At 65.4% G+C, this 15,590-nt stretch carries 11 protein-coding genes; 7 read left to right on the forward strand and 4 right to left on the reverse strand.

What is annotated here, in order from left to right; genetic code table 11:
* The first annotated feature begins 155 nt into the window (after positions 1-155).
* Positions 156-1,439 carry a glycine cleavage T C-terminal barrel domain-containing protein gene (locus ACSBQT_RS03170; protein WP_435000838.1) on the forward strand — a complete coding sequence of 428 codons (1,284 nt, stop codon included), beginning with the start codon at positions 156-158 and terminating at the stop codon, positions 1,437-1,439.
* A gap of 360 nt (positions 1,440-1,799) precedes the next feature.
* On the opposite strand, the gene ACSBQT_RS03175 is transcribed toward ACSBQT_RS03170, so the two are convergent.
* Complete coding sequence (locus tag ACSBQT_RS03175; protein ID WP_410709682.1) at positions 1,800-3,254, reverse strand: APC family permease; 1,455 nt, start codon at positions 3,252-3,254, stop codon at positions 1,800-1,802.
* A gap of 171 nt (positions 3,255-3,425) precedes the next feature.
* On the opposite strand from ACSBQT_RS03175, the gene ACSBQT_RS03180 reads away from it, so the two are divergent.
* A complete protein-coding gene (locus ACSBQT_RS03180) occupies positions 3,426-4,760 on the forward strand; it encodes a TrkH family potassium uptake protein (RefSeq protein WP_435000839.1) in 1,335 nt (444 codons plus the stop codon).
* Positions 4,761-4,832: 72 nt separating this feature from the next.
* Positions 4,833-5,570, forward strand: coding sequence for a potassium channel family protein (locus tag ACSBQT_RS03185; RefSeq protein WP_167193599.1), 738 nt, complete (start codon positions 4,833-4,835; stop codon positions 5,568-5,570).
* Positions 5,571-5,734: 164 nt separating this feature from the next.
* Here ACSBQT_RS03185 and ACSBQT_RS03190 read toward each other — a convergent pair whose 3' ends face one another.
* Positions 5,735-6,031 carry an antibiotic biosynthesis monooxygenase family protein gene (locus ACSBQT_RS03190; protein WP_370036122.1) on the reverse strand — a complete coding sequence of 99 codons (297 nt, stop codon included), beginning with the start codon at positions 6,029-6,031 and terminating at the stop codon, positions 5,735-5,737.
* 315 nt (positions 6,032-6,346) lie between these two features.
* Positions 6,347-7,699: a site-specific DNA-methyltransferase gene (locus ACSBQT_RS03195; RefSeq protein WP_435000840.1), complete on the reverse strand. Its 1,353-nt coding sequence runs from the start codon at positions 7,697-7,699 to the stop codon at positions 6,347-6,349.
* Between the two features lie 37 nt (positions 7,700-7,736).
* On the opposite strand from ACSBQT_RS03195, the gene ACSBQT_RS03200 reads away from it, so the two are divergent.
* Both ACSBQT_RS03200 and ACSBQT_RS03205 read left to right on the forward strand, forming a co-directional pair.
* The gene (locus tag ACSBQT_RS03200; RefSeq protein WP_435000841.1) at positions 7,737-9,383 is read left to right on the forward strand and encodes an FAD-dependent oxidoreductase; all 1,647 of its coding nucleotides are present in this window, start codon (positions 7,737-7,739) and stop codon (positions 9,381-9,383) included.
* A gap of 35 nt (positions 9,384-9,418) precedes the next feature.
* On the forward strand, positions 9,419-10,675 hold the full coding sequence (locus tag ACSBQT_RS03205) for an alpha/beta hydrolase (protein ID WP_435000842.1): 1,257 nt from the start codon (positions 9,419-9,421) through the stop codon (positions 10,673-10,675).
* Between the two features lie 91 nt (positions 10,676-10,766).
* Here the strand turns inward: ACSBQT_RS03205 and ACSBQT_RS03210 are convergent, their stop codons facing one another.
* Entirely contained in the window at positions 10,767-12,218 is a 1,452-nt protein-coding gene (locus ACSBQT_RS03210; RefSeq protein WP_435000843.1) for a helix-turn-helix domain-containing protein, read from the reverse strand.
* 181 nt (positions 12,219-12,399) lie between these two features.
* On the opposite strand from ACSBQT_RS03210, the gene aceA reads away from it, so the two are divergent.
* The gene (gene aceA, locus ACSBQT_RS03215; RefSeq protein ID WP_025779322.1) at positions 12,400-13,710 is read left to right on the forward strand and encodes an isocitrate lyase; all 1,311 of its coding nucleotides are present in this window, start codon (positions 12,400-12,402) and stop codon (positions 13,708-13,710) included.
* 242 nt (positions 13,711-13,952) lie between these two features.
* Positions 13,953-15,560 (forward strand): malate synthase A, encoded by a 1,608-nt coding sequence (gene aceB, locus ACSBQT_RS03220; protein WP_410709688.1) that lies wholly within the window; start codon positions 13,953-13,955, stop codon positions 15,558-15,560.
* Positions 15,561-15,590 lie beyond the last annotated feature (30 nt).

Below are 15,590 nucleotides of genomic sequence, written 5' to 3' on the forward strand. Positions count from 1 at the left end.
TTCTCGGAGGTCGATTCATGAAACTCGCATGTGCGAGTTCCTTGCGTCCCGGGGTCTTCGATCCTACACTCATTGTACCCATGATATGGGAATTGAGTTCCATAATATAAAACTGTGCGAGCAGGGGGAACACCATGGACAAGAATGTCCCCACAGTGGACCAAAGTGACAGGCAAGTTCCGATCAACCTACGTCAGTCCGGCCCGACCCCGGTCGAAATGCTCATCGACACCCGTGTCCGCAAGTCCCCTTACTGGGAACTGTCCATGCAGCAGGGTTGCTGGCGGGCGTCGATCTACAATCGGATGTACCACCCGCGTGGCTACATCCCCCGCGACGAGGGCGGGATGATGGCCGAGTACCAGTCCCTCGTCAACGATGTGACCCTGTGGAACGTCGCCGTCGAGCGGCAGATCCAGGTCAAGGGTCCCGACGCCGAGGCGTTCGTCAACTTCGTCATCACCCGTGACGCAACGAAGATCCCGGTGATGCGCGCCCGCTACGTCATCCTGTGCAATGAGGCCGGCGGCATTCTCAACGATCCGATCCTGCTGCGGGTCGGCATCGACGAATTCTGGTTCAGCCTCTCCGACACCGACCTCATGCTCTGGCTGCAGGGAGTCAATGTCGGCGGCCGATTCGACGTTACGATCTCTGAGATCGACGTCGCGCCCGTGCAGGTCCAGGGCCCGAAGTCCGTCGACGTCATCGCCGACCTCGTCGGGGAGGAAGGGCGCACGCTGCCCAGCTACGGACTCATGGAAGCCAAGGTCGGCGGGCGTGACGTCATCATCTCCCAGACCGGATTCACCGGTGAGAAGGGCTACGAGATCTATCTCATGGATGCGACGAAGTACGCCGAGGATATGTGGAACGCCGTCCTGGAAGCCGGCGCACCGTACAACCTCAAGGTCGTCGCTCCCAGCCACCACCGCAGGATCGCCGCGGGCATCCTCTCGTGGGGGCAGGACATGGACTTCGAGACACTCCCGTTCCAGGTCAACCTGTCGTACCAGGTGCCCCGGAAGAAGGAGGCCGACTATATCGGCAAGGCCAGGCTCGAAGAGGTGCGTGGGCTCATCGAAGCCGGAACTCCTCCGTATCGCACACAGCTGGTGGGTCTGCTGGTCGGCGGAAAGCCGATCACCGACTACGCGCCCGACTTCTGGCTCGTCTCCGCCAGTGCTGATGGTGAGGCGGTCGGGTACGTGACCTCGCCGTGGTATTCGCCGGAACTCGAAGCGAATATCGCGATGGCCCATGTGCCGGTGTCGGCAACCGAGCTCGGCACCGAATACTGGGTGCATCTGCCGGAGCCGTTCGCCGATACTCCCGGAGTCCCGGTGCGCGCCGAGGTGGTCGAAATGCCGTTCCGCCCGAGCGTGAACCCCAACCAGCGTGAGCGTCTGAAGATGCGCGGCCTCGACGCCGCCGTCTGAGTCGGCTCACCTCCCCAGACCGAGCGCGGTCGCCGTAGCGCAAAGCCGGCGGCCGCGTTCGCATGGCAAGAGACGTACGCGCGGTCGGCGCGTTTGGTCGCCCGCGAGTGTTCGGGCGCAGCTCGGTCCGCAGAGCGTCGGCATCACGCACCGCAAGTGCCGAATCCTCCCGCTGGCAATGCCGGCACCCCTCACCCTTAGTGGCACCTCCTACATATAGCGAAGCACCCCTCACTCTCAGTGGCTCACCACCCCGTTGCAAAGGGGTGATGTGTCGCTGAAGGTGAGGGGTGCGAGCACTGGTGCGGTGTGCAGCTAACGGTGCGGAGTGCCGCTAGCGGTGAGGGATAGCTCCCGCGATCACTTTCCGCGCAGCGCCTTGACCTTCGCGAGGAGCTCGTTCTCGGCGTTCGGGCCTGCCTTGACGCCGCGCGGCAGCCGGAACATGAAGACGATGCCGATGATCAGCCACACACCGAACATCGCCCACGACTGCCACGCGAGCTGGGCAGAGAACGGGGTGATCGGCAGGTAGAGGACGAACAGGATGAGCGTGAGCACGGCCGAGATGACACCGATGGTGAAACCGGAGTTGCCCTGGCCGCCGATGCGCAGCGGACGGTCCATCGCCGGTTCGCGCTTGCGCAGGACCAGGAACGCGACGCTGACGAGGAAGTAGGCGATGACGATCGCCGGCGAACCTGCGTCGACGATCCATCCCAAGGCCGCCGAACCGAGGAACGGTGCCAGGGCGGAGAGCGCTCCGATGAAGAGGATCGAGTTGACCGGGGTGCGGTAGCGCGGGTGCAGTTTGCCGAACCAGGCGGGGATCATTCCGGCCGTAGCCATCGCCCACATGAGGCGGGACGAGCCCATGAGGAAGGCGTTCCACGAAGTGATGATTCCGGCCAGACCGCCGGCGATGACGAGCTTGCCCCAGAACGCGGAATTGAACATGGCTGCCAGTGCGTCCGCGGTGACGAGATCGTGCGCGGCCAGTTCAGACGCGGGCATGGCCAGCGACGTCATCCAGATGATGATGACGTAGAAGGCGATTGCCATGAACACCGAGGCGACGACGAGTTTGCCGATCTTCTTCGGCGGCAGGTTGATCTCCTCAGCGGACTGCGGGATGACGTCGAAGCCGACGAAGAGGAACGGCACGACCGCGACGACGGCGATGAAACCTGAACCTCCGCCGGTGAACAGCGGCTCGGCGTTGGCGGCTTCTCCGCCGACCAGTCCGCCGGCCAGGAGCATGAGGGCGACGATGATGAGGAAGGAGACGACGAAGGTCTGGACGAGGGACGCGACCTTGACACCGCGGATGTTGATCCAGGAGATGATGATCGCGGTGACCGTGCCGACGAGCGCCCAGGTGAGATACACATCGAAGTCGGCGATCGTCCACAGTTTGACGAACTCGAGGTTCGGGAAGAGGTAGAGAGCGGTCTTCGGCACGGCGACGGCTTCGAACATGACGACGCTGATGTAGCCGCCGGTGATCGCCCACGAACCGAAGAGGGACACCTGTGGCCCCATTGCCCGGATGAGGTAGTTGTGCTCACCGCCGGCATGCGGCATGGCTGCGACGAGTTCGGAGTACACGGTTCCGACGAAGCACATGATGATGCCGCCGACGACGAAGGCGAGGATGGCGCCCATGGTGCCGGCGCCGGACAGCCACTCACCGGTGAGCACGACCCAGCCGAAGCCGATCATGGCGCCGAAGCCGATGAAGAGGGCATCGATCGAGCCGAGGGCTTTGACGAAGCCGTGGTCTCGATCTGTCGTTGTTGACTGCGATTGACTCATGGGGTTCCTCGACACTTCAGTGTGGATGGACTGTACAGGTGCTGGACCGCGCCGCGGGCAGGAGACTGATCGCGGCTGTTCCGATAAGGCAGAGTAGCAGGATTCTGACCGTTACCGGTGAGTTGACTGCGCGCGACGCCGAACCGTTGCGATGGTGCTACATTTCGTCTGGTGCACAGCTCGCATCGCTCAGCGATCGTCCGCGTCATCGCGGGCTACCTGGCAGCATTGGTCACCGGGACCACTCTGCTCATGACCCCGGCGGCCACGGTCGCCGACGGCGGCATCTCACTGCTCAAAGCCCTCTTCACAGCCACCTCGGCGCTCAGCGTCACCGGACTCGTCGTCCTCGACACCGGTCAGGACTTCACGCTCTTCGGCCAGCTCGTCATCATCTGCCTCATCCAGGCCGGCGGTCTCGGCGTCCTCCTGCTCACCGCACTGCTTGCCCTGCTGCTGGCTGGAAAGGCCGGACTCCGGCTCCGCCAATCCGTGGCCTCGGAGACGAAGAGCGACGCGATCGGCGGCGTCAAGCCGCTCGTCCTGCGCATCACGGCACTGACCTTCGGCACGGAGCTCGTGGTCGCCTCGGCGCTGTTCCTCCGGTTCTTCCTCCATTACGACGAACCCGTGCCACAGGCGATCTGGGATGCGATCTTCCATGCGATCTCCGCGTTCAACAACGCCGGATTCGGGCTCCGTCAGGACAACCTCGTCGATTACGTGGCCGACCCCTTCATATGCGGTCCGATCGGACTGGCAGTCATCCTCGGTGGGCTCGGCTATCCCGTCCTCATCGAACTCGTCCGGCGGTACCGAACCCCGCTGAAATGGGGTCTGACCACCCGGATCATGGTCGTCATCACCCCAATTCTTCTCATCGGCGGCACCATCTTCATCGCCGTGATCGAGTGGAACAATGCCGCGACGATGGGCCACCTCGACGCGTGGGGGAAGATCCAAGCGGCGACGTTCCAATCGACGATCACCCGCACGGCCGGGTTCAACTCGATCGACATCAGCCAGATGCACACGGCGACCTGGTTCGGGATGGACGTCCTCATGTTCATCGGCGGCGGACCGGCGGGCACGGCAGGCGGTGTGAAGATCACGACGATGGCGGTGCTCGCGGCGACGACGTGGACGGAGATCAGCGGCGGACGATCCGTGACCCTGTTCGGTCGCCGCATCTCCCGTGACGTGCACAGACAGGCGACGACGGTCATCGTCCTCGCGCTCGGCTGGGTGCTGCTGGCGACGATGGTCATCCTCCTCTGCGACCCGAAATTCGGCCTCAGCCGAGTCCTCTTCGAGGTCATCTCCGGCTTCGGCACGGTCGGTCTGTCGACCGGAATCACCGCGGACCTGTCCGCGCCAAGCCAGATCATCCTCATCCTCACCATGGCGCTCGGCCGTCTGGGACCGGTGACCGTGGCGTCCGGCCTGGCCCTGCGAGAACGCCCCATCCGCTACGAACTGCCGAAGGAACGCCCGCTGATCGGCTGATGGCCGATCCATCGAGAGCCGAATCAACGACTGCCGACACCCCCGCCGAGGCGGCCCAGAAAGGACAAGACCATGAACGAGAAGAAGAACTGGATGGCGCGGTCCGCGTCGTTCTTCACCGGCGACCCCTCGCCGCTGGCGAAGGACGGAGCGGTGGCCGTGATCGGGCTCGGCCGCTTCGGCGGATCCCTGGCGCACGAACTCGCAGAGCATGGAGTCGAGGTCATCGGCGTCGACCGTGACGAGTCCGTCGTGGCCGAGTTCGCTGATGTCCTCGCCCATGCCTCCCGCGCCGACGCCACCGACGAGGTGGTGCTGCGACAGCTGGGCATTGACGAGGTCTCCCGCGTCGTCATCGCCATCGGCAGCGACCTCGAAGCGAGCATCCTCGTGGCCTCGCGGATCCTCAAGCTCGGCAATCGGCACATCTGGGCGAAGGCGATCAGCGAAACCCACGCCGAGATCCTCCATCAGCTGGGCATCGGCAACGTCATCAGCCCCGAGAACGACATGGGCCGGCGCCTGGCCCACCTGATCAGGGGACATATCTCGGACTTCCTGCCCATCGACGAGGACTTCGTCCTGGCACGCACCACTCCGCCGGTGCGCACGACCGACGTGCCCTTGGCCTCACTGGGGCTGCGCACGAGGTACGACGTCACGATCGTCGCGTTCAAACGCCGCGGCGGCACCCACTGGGACATCGCCGATCGGGACGTCACGCTCTACGCCGACGACGAGATCCTCGTGGCCGGCAGCCCGAAGAAAGTCGAAGCGTTCAGTGAATTGGACAAGGACGCCGACGCATAGGCCGACGTCGTTGGACGGTTGGCATTCCCTCGCCGAGGCGGCGCTTGAGTTCTCGAGGGGTATTCCCCGAGGCGGCGCTTGAGTACTCGAGGGCGGGTCCCCGAGGCGGCCCCGGAGTCAGGTGCGCCCGATCCGGGCGCTGTGGCTGAGCTCAGTCGCGAAGGTCAGTCGCCGAGGTCGACGACCTCGAACTCGAGGAGGTTCGCCTGCTCGGATACCGGCTGCTTTCCGCCGGACTCGTGGGCGGATGAGCGGTTGGCGCGCCAGTTCTCGAAGTCTTCGCGGGTCGCCCACTGGGTGTAGACGAAGTACTGATCTCCGCCGGCCACCGGGCGCAGCAGTTGGAAGCCCTCGAAGCCGGGAGCGCCGTCGACGGAGTGCTTGCGTTCGGCGAAGCGCTTTTCGAGTTCAGCGCGAGCTGGTTCGGGGACGGAGAGCGCGTTGATGGCGACGACTGACATGGTTGCTCCTTTTCATCAGAGGCAGTGGTTGTCGGTGAGCAGCTGGCTCACCTCGAGCCTACGACTCCGACCCGAATGCTGTCTGCGGAGTCCGCTTGATCGCCCGCAGAGTCTCAGAACCGGTGCCGTGCAGGATTCCAGTATCTGGGGTATCTGGGCGCGCGAACCCTGCCTGTACCTGTGCCGAGTTTCGGACGATCCGTGCGGGGGCAGCGCCCGAAAACCGTCACGCATCGTCCGGAACTCGCGGTGCGAACGGTGCTCCTGCTGACCTGAGTCGTGTTCAGGTGTCCGGCTGGTGGGTAGGGTGGCCCGCTATTCGCCCTCGCTGACCTCGAGCTGAGTGAAGTCCAGGCCGGGGGAGTGGGCTGCGGCGGCACGGCGGATGCGTTCGGCGGTGAGCTCACTGATCGTCGGGAACTCGGCGTCGCTGGTCCGGCCCGTTCCGTCACCGACCACTACGGCCTTCGCAGTCTTCGACCGCAGCGGCTCCGGGGTCTGCACGAGCACGAACGATCGGGACCCCTGATCCCGTTCATTCGCGGCCATCACGGCCTGCGCCGTGGTCCCGGATCCGGCGAAGAAGTCGAGGACGATGGCATCGGGGTCGAAGAACGTCTGCGAGGCCACGAGCGCCTTGACCAGCTCGACCGGCTTCGGATAGCTGAACACCCCCGCCAAGCCCAACGGCTCCAGATCATTCTGCCCGCCGAGCGCCTTGATGATCGAGTACAGCTTCGAACTCGCCTTCTCCGCCGGGGTCACCCGCACCACCGCATGCTTGCCCTCTGTGCCCCAGGGACGCAGGATGTACTCGCCCGATGCCAGCTTCGCGTCCACCTCGACGAGTTTCCCCTCACCCTTGACGGCGACGATGTCCTCGTACATCAGCCGCCTCTCGGATCCGCGTGCATATCGACCGAACCCGGCGCGCAGCACATCGGTCTCCACGAGCATCCGCCTGCCGTCGATGACCTCGAGCTTCGCCGGCGACTTCTTCTCCGTGAGGAACGGCCCGACCTGGCTCGCGTCGCGGGCCCACACGTGAACATAGTCGTGCCCGCGCACGAAGGAGCGGGCATTGCCGCCGCCCTTCGCACGCTGATGGATGAGCGTGCCCAGCGAATTGTCCTCACCGAAGATCTCGTGCCCGAGCAGCTGCGCCCACGCACTCTCCTTGTCATCGAGGTGGAGGAACAGCACTCCGTCTTCGCGCATGAGCTCGCGCGCGAGCAGCAGTCGCGGGGTCATGAACGACAGCCAACTGGCGTGATCGTGCCCGTGATCCTTGTAGGTGTGCGCGTTGCCCGTGTTGTACGGCGGATCGATGTAGACGACCTTGACCTGCCCGCGATGCGTGGCCAGCAGGGCGGTCAGCGCGGGCAGATTGTCCCCGACGACGAGCAGATTCTCGTGCGGATCGGGAAGGCGAGCGGTACCGTCGACGTCCCGCAGATGCGGACGACCATCGCCGAGGCGGCCATCTCCTTCAGGGGTTCCCCTACTCGCCCTGACGTGGCCCTCCCGTCCGGAATTCCCGTCCCCGAGGTGGGGGCCGGGCTCCCGTCCGGCCCCACTGCGGCGGGGCTCGGCTCCGGCGCCGTCCACGAGGCGGCGACCGAGGGCGAAGGCGGCGGCCTTGCCGGTCCACTCCAAGACGGTCGTCATCCTTCTCCTTCACCCCGAACGGTGCCAAGATTGCTGTATGAGTATTTCACGAGTGGCCGTCGTCGGTGCCGGCATCCTCGGCGTCGCCGCCGCCCGCGAAGTCACCACGAGGTTCCCCGACGCCGAGATCTCCGTCTTCGACAAGGCTGAGACCGTCGCTGCACATCAGAGCGGCCACACCTCCGGAATCGTCGATTCCGGACTCGATCAGAAGCCAGGTTCGGAGGAGGCGAAACTCACCCGACGCGGCCTCCAGCTGCTCATTCCCTATATGGCCGAGGCAGGCGTGCCCTACCGGGAATGCGGGCAGCTGCTCATCGCCCAGAACACCGACGAAGCCGAACGCCTCGAAGAGATCTATGCCCGCGCCACAGACAATGAGGTCCCCGGCGCCAGACTGCTCGAACGCCACGAGATCGGTGCCGTCGAACCGGCCGTCAGAGGAGTCCTCGGGCTCTTCTCACCCCATGCGGCCATCGCCGACTTCTCGGCGCTCACCGCAGCGCTCGCCGCCGATGTGCGCGCCGCCGGAGGGACATTCCGCTTCGGCACCGAGGTCACCGGCTTCGACACCATGAGCAACGAAGTCCGACTGCGTGGGCGCCCCGTTCCGAAGGACGACCCACCGGCAGGGGATGGGGCCGCACCCGGAGAGCCCGATGAGGACGACCGTGGTGCGAACACGGCCGACGAACGGGGCGGCTCGCGCGAGAACGCCGTCGACGACCGCGACCGCCGCGACGACCAGGTCCACCACCGCGACCATCGCGACGACCAAGTCCACGACCGGCCGCGGACATATCGCGGTGAGGAGGGCCGAGAACCCGTCATCGGCATCGCAGATGAGCTGCGCGATCGCTTCGGACAGCAGGATTGGTTCAAACAGGCCGAATCGACGCTCGGCGAGTGGACGCAGAAGGTCTCTGACGCGTGGGCCAATCGCGACGGCTCGCGCAGCGGCGACTCTGGCTCACGCACTGGTGGCGCAGGATCGCGCGACGGTGACGCTCCCAGCGGCAGGTCGCGCAGCGAAGCGCCAGCCGAGGAAGTGCTCGGCACCTTCGACATCGTCATCGTCTGCGCCGGTCTCCAGGCCGATCGCCTCGCGGTCGCCGCAGGACTCGACGCCGAACCGAGGATCGTGCCCTTCACCAGCGACTTCTACCGAATCCCGGCCACTGACACCGAGGTGGTCCGCGGCATCATCGGGTCCGTTCCCGACCCACAGGCCCCGTTCACCGAAACCTCGATCGTCCGGGGACTCGACGACGGACTCATCCTCGGACCGAACACCTTCGTCGCCCTCGGTCGTGAAGCCTACGATCGGCACGGGTTCGACCTCGCCGACATCACCTCGACCGCCCGCTCCAAAGGTTTCTGGAAGTTCGCCGCGCAGACAGCGAAGACAGCGGCCCGCGGAGTCAAACCCCTGGTGAGCAAGACCGCCTTCGTCGACGGAATCCGCCGCTTCGTCCCTGAGCTCGACCCGAACGCCGTGGCGCCCGGGGCCCGCGGAGTCCGGGCTCAGGCGATGACCGCCGACGGCGAACTCATCGACGAACTCACCATGACCAGGCGCGGCAGGCTGACCGTGGTCAGGTCCGTGCCCAAGTGGGCGGCCACCTCGGCGCTGGCGATTGCCGAAACGATCGTCGATCGGGCCTTCGAGAACTCGGCCCGCTGAGACCGGCCCGCCAACCTGTGAAAGGGACACCGCTTTTGCGCGCTGATCGACCGTTCCCCGCGCTGTGCACGTGGACAGACAACGGCCCGGACGAGAACTGGACGTTGCAGGTGGGGCTTCCGGCCTCAGCCATCCCCGCCGAGGCGGCGCCCGGAGACGAGCAGGAGATCTTCGTCGACCTCAACGGAGTCACCGACCGGCGGAATGTGCCCGGCGGGATCATGACCCGGCGCCCTGCCCGGGACGAGGGCGGCCAGAATGTCGACAGTGCCGACGCGACGAGGTACTCGATCGAGCTGGCGGTTCCGCGGGGGTATCGCGGGGCGCTTCGCTTCCTGCCCGTGCCGCGCGGGCTCCAGGTCGCCGACCGTCCGACCTGGCTCGATGTCCTCGAACGGGGATTCGTGCCCGCCGGTGATCACGGCCTGCGCACGGTCACGGACATGCGCAGGAAACAGATCCTCGAACTCGCCGCACCCGATGCCCGGCCCCTGATCTGGACCGGTGGAGGCCGTCCGGCGACCGACCCCCGCAGCGGGGAGGGCGTTGGTCGGTCCGCCGTCGACGAACAGGTCATCACCCTCGGTTCCGCGCCGAGGCGGATCTGGACCCACCGACCGCAGCGAAGTCCCGCCTCGGCGCCGGTGCTCGTCGTCTTCGACGGAGAGCGGTTCATCCGCGGGGGACTGCTCGCCGCGATCGACGAGTTGGTGTCTCCGCCGTCGGCGGTCATCGCCGTCGACCATGCCCCCGTCGGGGACGACGGTCCCGACGAGGACGCGGCCGTCGGTCAGCGCGCCGATGACCTCGTGATGAATCCGCGGTTCTGCGACGACGTCCTCGCGCTCGTTCGTCAGACGGCCCCGGAGGTCTGGGCCCGCACGATCGTCGCGGGTGCCTCGTACGGCGGCCTAGCTGCGGCGTTCTTCTCCCTGCGGCATCCGGAGGCGTTCCGCGGAATCTGCCTCTCGCCGTCGTTCTGGGAAACCGACGACCAGGGGCGCAGGATCTGGGATCTCACGCCGGACAGCACCGACGATGATCCGGACAGACTCGCAGGGGCGTCGGAGTCTCGGACGCTGGAAACCCGGACGGCGACCGCCGCCCGTCCGACATTCTGCGTCGACCACGGGATTCTGGAGACGGTCATTGCCGATTCCGTCGCCGAGGCGACAAAAGAGTTCGGCGATCGTGGCATCGACGTCGCACCTCGGCCGTTCGTGGGCGGACACGAATATCTGTGGTGGCGCGAACTCATGCTCGTCCGCCTCGCCGAAGTCCTGGCGGAATGAGCCGAACACCAGTCAACGTCGGTCAGGGCGCACCCGCGGTGGGGGAGCCGCCTCGGCGAGGGGTTTCTGCACCGTCGATCGGAGCCGTCGATCAGCCGGAATGGCGTTCGAGGAACTCGTAGACCTCGGTGTCGTCGACGCCGGGCACCGCTCCGGGCGGAACGGCGGCCAGCAGGGAGGCGTGCATGCGAGCCGACGGCAGCGCCTGATCCTCCCATTTCTCGGCCAGGTCATCCGGGGCCTGCCGACAGCAGGACGGATCCGGGCATCCGGACTGCGAACGGATCGGCGATTCCCGTCCTTCGAACCAGCGGACGTGGGAGAACGGGACGCCGACGCTGATGGCGAAGTCACCGCCGGGCAGCACACGGGCGGTGCACCAGAATGATCCGTGCGGGGTATCCGTGTACTGGTAGTAGGGGCTGAACCGGTCGGCGACGCGAAAGACGGTGCGCGAGGTGAAGCGTTTGCACGCGAACTGTCCCTCGATCGCGCCGAGCGGATCGGTGGGGAACGGCAGCCCGTCGTTCGAGTACGCCTTGTGGATCGTGCCGGAATTGTGGACCTTCATGAAGTGCACCGGCAGTCCGAGATGCTCGGTGGCGAGGTTCGTGAACCTGTGGGCGGCCATCTCGTAGCCGACGCCGAACATATCGCGCAGATGCTCGACGGAGAGCACCCGCTTCTTCTTCTCCTCCTCGAGCATCGGCACGGCAGCGGACTCGGGCAGCAGGATCGCGGCCGCCAGATAGTTCGCCTCGACGCGCTGCTGGAGGAATTCGTGGAAGTCCTTCGGGGAGTCATAGCCGAGCACATGCGGAGCCAGGCTCATGAGCAGGTGCGACCGCGGATCGAATGCGGCATCGGCATTGGGAAGATACAGCCGCTTGTTCGCAGTATCCGAGATCGACCGGGTCGATTCGGGCAGGTCGGAGACGTAGTGGAGGCTGAAGCCGAGCTTCTCGGCGATGAGTGCCGTCTGCCGCTGTGACACCGTTCCGGATTCGTAGCCGACGAGGTCGAGCAGCTCGGCGGCGGTGGCCTCGAGGTCGGCGAAGTAGTTGTTCTTCTCCTTCATCCGTTCCCGCAGCTCCCGGTTGGCCCGCCTGGCCTCCTCCGGCGTGGCCGCCCGCCGTTCCAGGGCCTCGCCGAGCTGTCGCTGGAGACCCACGATCGCCTCGAGGGCATCGGCCGGCAGCGACTTGATCCGCACCTGCGGCAGGCCGAGGGCAGAGTACATGGGGGAGGCCTGATTGCGTTCGGCCTCCAACTCCAGGGCCTGTCGTTCGTCGATCGGAGCGGGGTCGATGAGCTCGGAGACGTCCGTCTTCAGCGCCTTCGCGATCGCGGCCAGGAGCGTGACAGAAGTTTCTCGCTTGCCGTTCTCGATCGTTGAGATCTGCGAGGCCGCGCGCCCCACTTCCTGCCCCAGCTCGTTGAGGGTCAAACCGCGCTTCTTGCGAAAAAATCGGATTCTTCTGCCGATGCTGAGCAGGTCGGTCTGCTGCTCTTCGCTCTCAACTTCCGCGCCAACGCTGTTCAAAGTGCCTCCCTCGGTTTCTGTGGGCTGGTTCACGCGATTGAAAAACAGTATGACAGAACCGCGAAATTTCTGAAACCGGAAATGTCGAGATTATTCATCCGAAAAAACAATGCGAGAGCGCTTGCGGCCCCCGCAGACTGGATACATCAACAACCCCGAGAGATCGAGAAAGAGAAGGACAATGACTGAGAACACCACGCAGAACAGCTTGCACGATGCTGAAGCCATCCGCCGCGACTGGGCCACCAACGCCCGCTGGTCGGGAGTCGCTCGTGACTACGAGCCCGAGGATGTCGTCAAACTGCGCGGTTCGCTGATCGAGGAGCACACGCTGGCCCGTCACGGAGCCGAGCGCCTCTGGAACCAGATTACCGCCGGCGACATCCACTCCGGTGACTACGTCAACGCCCTCGGTGCACTGACCGGCAACCAGGCAGTCGAGCAGGTCAAGGCCGGCCTCAACGCCATCTACCTCTCCGGCTGGCAGGTCGCCGCCGACGCGAACGCCGCCGGTCAGACCTACCCCGACCAGTCGATCTACCCGGCCAACTCGGTGCCGCAGGTCGTCCGCCGCATCAACAACGCTCTGATGCGCGCCGACCAGATCGAGACCTCGGAAGGCAACAAGCAGGTCGACGACTGGTTCGCTCCGATCGTCGCCGACGCGGAAGCGGGCTTCGGCGGCTCGATCAACGTCTACGAACTCATGCGGTCGATGATCGCAGCCGGCGCTGCCGGTGTGCACTTCGAGGATCAGCTCGGTTCCGAGAAGAAGTGCGGCCACCTCGGCGGCAAGGTCCTCGTCCCGACCTCGCAGCACATCCGCACGCTCAACGCCGCCCGCCTCGCGGCCGACGTCGAGAACGTGCCCAGCCTCGTCATCGCCCGTACCGACGCCGAGGCAGCCACGCTGATGACCTCGGACATCGACGAGCGCGACCAGCAGTTCGTCACCGGTGAGCGCACCGCTGAAGGCTTCTACAAGGTTCGCAACGGCATCGAAGCAGGCATCGCACGCGGACTGTCGTTCGCTCCCTACGCGGACATGCTGTGGATGGAGACCTCCACACCTGACCTCGAAGCAGCCAAGCAGTTCGCCGAGGCGATCCACGCCGAGTACCCGGACCAGATGCTGTCCTACAACTGCTCGCCGTCGTTCAACTGGCGCAAGCACCTCGACGATGCGACCATCGCGAAGTTCCAGCGCGAGCTCGGAGCCATGGGCTACAAGTTCCAGTTCATCACCCTGGCCGGCTTCCACGCTCTGAACTACTCGATGTTCGATCTGGCCCACGGCTACGCCCGCGAGCAGATGAAGGCATACGTCGACCTGCAGGAGCGCGAGTTCGCTGCCGAGGAGCGCGGATACACCGCGACCCGCCACCAGCGTGAGGTGGGCACCGGCTACTTCGATCTGGTGTCGACTGCACTCAACCCCGAGTCGTCGACCACCGCGCTGGCCGGCTCCACCGAAACCGCTCAGTTCCACTGAGCCGCACCGGGTTCGCGCCCCGCTGACCAGCGGGGATGAACCCACCCAGAACCCGGGGCGGATCGGCAGTGTTTTCACGGGGTTTACATTGTCGATCCGCTCCGTCACACCACAGACGCATCGAAACCCCGCCACGGTCCCACCGGAACGCTCACGATCAATGTAGAGCCGCCTCGGCGAGGATCACCCACAGACTGAAAGCCACATATTCCAGGCACACTACGACGGGTGAGGAGAAGCCCATGTCTTACATCAAGATCAACGCGCCGCTCGAAACCGGCTTCGGCACCGTCCTTTCGGAGCCTGCTCTGACGTTCATCGCCAAGCTCCACGACGAGTTCGCTGGCACCATCTGCGACGTGCTGCGCACGCGCCGGGCCCGCGCGGCCGAGATGAACGGCGGAACCCTCCCCCGTTTCAAGCCCGAGACCGCACGCATCCGCGCCGACCGCTCCTGGTCGGTCGCCGGATCCGCCGGAGCACCCGGTCTCGAAGACCGCCGCGTGGAGCTCACCGGCCCGGTCACCGAAGACGAAGTCGTGGCAGCGCTGAACTCGCAGGCGAAGGTGTGGCTGGCCGATCTCGAAGACGCCACGAGCCCCACCTGGGCCAATGTCATCGGCGGACAGGTCAACCTCTTCCGCGCGATCCGCGGACAGCTGCCCGGCGTCAACAACGACAACCAGCCGACCATCGGACTGCGCCCCCGCGGTTGGCACCTGCCCGAGAAGCACCTGATCTACGTCGATGACAACGGCCAGGAATTCTCGACCTCCGGAGCGCTGGTCGACTTCGGTCTGTACTTCTTCCACAACGCCCGCCACCTCATCGACAACGGCTCCGGCCCGTACTTCTACCTGCCGAAGCTTGAGTCCTCGCAGGAAGCACGCCTGTGGAACAAGGTGTTCGTCCTGGCGCAGAACATGCTGGGCATCCCGCACGGCACCATCCGGGCCACCGCTCACATCGAGACGATCACCGCGGTGTTCCAGATGGAAGAGATCCTCTTCGAGCTGCGTGAGCACTGCGCCGGTCTCGAGGCCGCCGGCTGGGACTACCTGTTCTCCGTGGTGAAGAACCTGCGCAACACCACCGACTACGTTCTGCCCGACCGCGAACGCCTGACGATGGACCTGCCGCTGATGAAGGCGTTCACCGACCGCCTCGTGGCCACCTGCCACCGTCGCGGAGCACACGCGATCGGCACGATGTCCAACCTCATGGCCGATCACCCGGACCGGGAGTTCGTGGCCTCCGAGTTCGAGCGCATGCGTGAGGACAAGGCTCGCGAAGCCTGGCAGGGCTTCGACGGCACCTGGGTGGCCGATCCGGCACTGGTTCCTGCTGCCCTGGCCGTGTTCGACGCCGCTCTGGGATCGCAGCCCCACCAGCTGGAGAACAAGCGCCCCGATGTGCAGGTGACCAGCGAGAACATCCTCGACATCACCGGCCTCGAACCGGTCGTGACCGAAGAGGGTGTGCGCGTGAACATCCGTGTGGCCATCGGGTACATGAACGAGTGGCTCGGCGGCAACGGGCACGTGGCTCTGGAGAACCAGCTCGAAGACGTGTCGACGGCTGAGATCTGCCGTTCGCAGATCTGGCAGTGGATCCGCCACGAGGTGACTCTGGACAACGGTCAGCAGCTGACCTCACGCCTGGTGGAGCGCTACCTCGGCGAGGAGTTGGCTCTGATGCAGCGCACCGCCGACGATCACTTCGATGAGGCCGTGGAGATCTTCCGTGAGACGGCACTGGGCGAGGAGTTCGCCGAATTCCTCACCATGCCGGCCTACACCGACCACCTGGTCGACCGGGTGTCCAAGCCCACCGAAGCCTTCGTCGCCTAACAATTACTACCTGACGGCGGCCCAGCAACC

Source organism: Brevibacterium sp. H602, from assembly GCF_051172395.1.
Classification (GTDB): domain Bacteria; phylum Actinomycetota; class Actinomycetes; order Actinomycetales; family Brevibacteriaceae; genus Brevibacterium.

Bases quoted from the DNA above. Each gene is read 5' to 3' on its own strand.
- aceB (WP_410709688.1), top strand. From the start codon at position 13,953: ATGTCTTACATCAAGATCAACGCGCCGCTCGAAACCGGCTTCGGCACC.
- ACSBQT_RS03175 (WP_410709682.1), bottom strand. From the start codon at position 3,254: ATGAGTCAATCGCAGTCAACAACGACAGATCGAGACCACGGCTTCGTC.
- ACSBQT_RS03185 (WP_167193599.1), top strand. From the start codon at position 4,833: ATGAACGAGAAGAAGAACTGGATGGCGCGGTCCGCGTCGTTCTTCACC.
- ACSBQT_RS03200 (WP_435000841.1), top strand. From the start codon at position 7,737: ATGAGTATTTCACGAGTGGCCGTCGTCGGTGCCGGCATCCTCGGCGTC.
- ACSBQT_RS03195 (WP_435000840.1), bottom strand. From the start codon at position 7,699: ATGACGACCGTCTTGGAGTGGACCGGCAAGGCCGCCGCCTTCGCCCTC.
- ACSBQT_RS03190 (WP_370036122.1), bottom strand. From the start codon at position 6,031: ATGTCAGTCGTCGCCATCAACGCGCTCTCCGTCCCCGAACCAGCTCGC.
- aceA (WP_025779322.1), top strand. From the start codon at position 12,400: ATGACTGAGAACACCACGCAGAACAGCTTGCACGATGCTGAAGCCATC.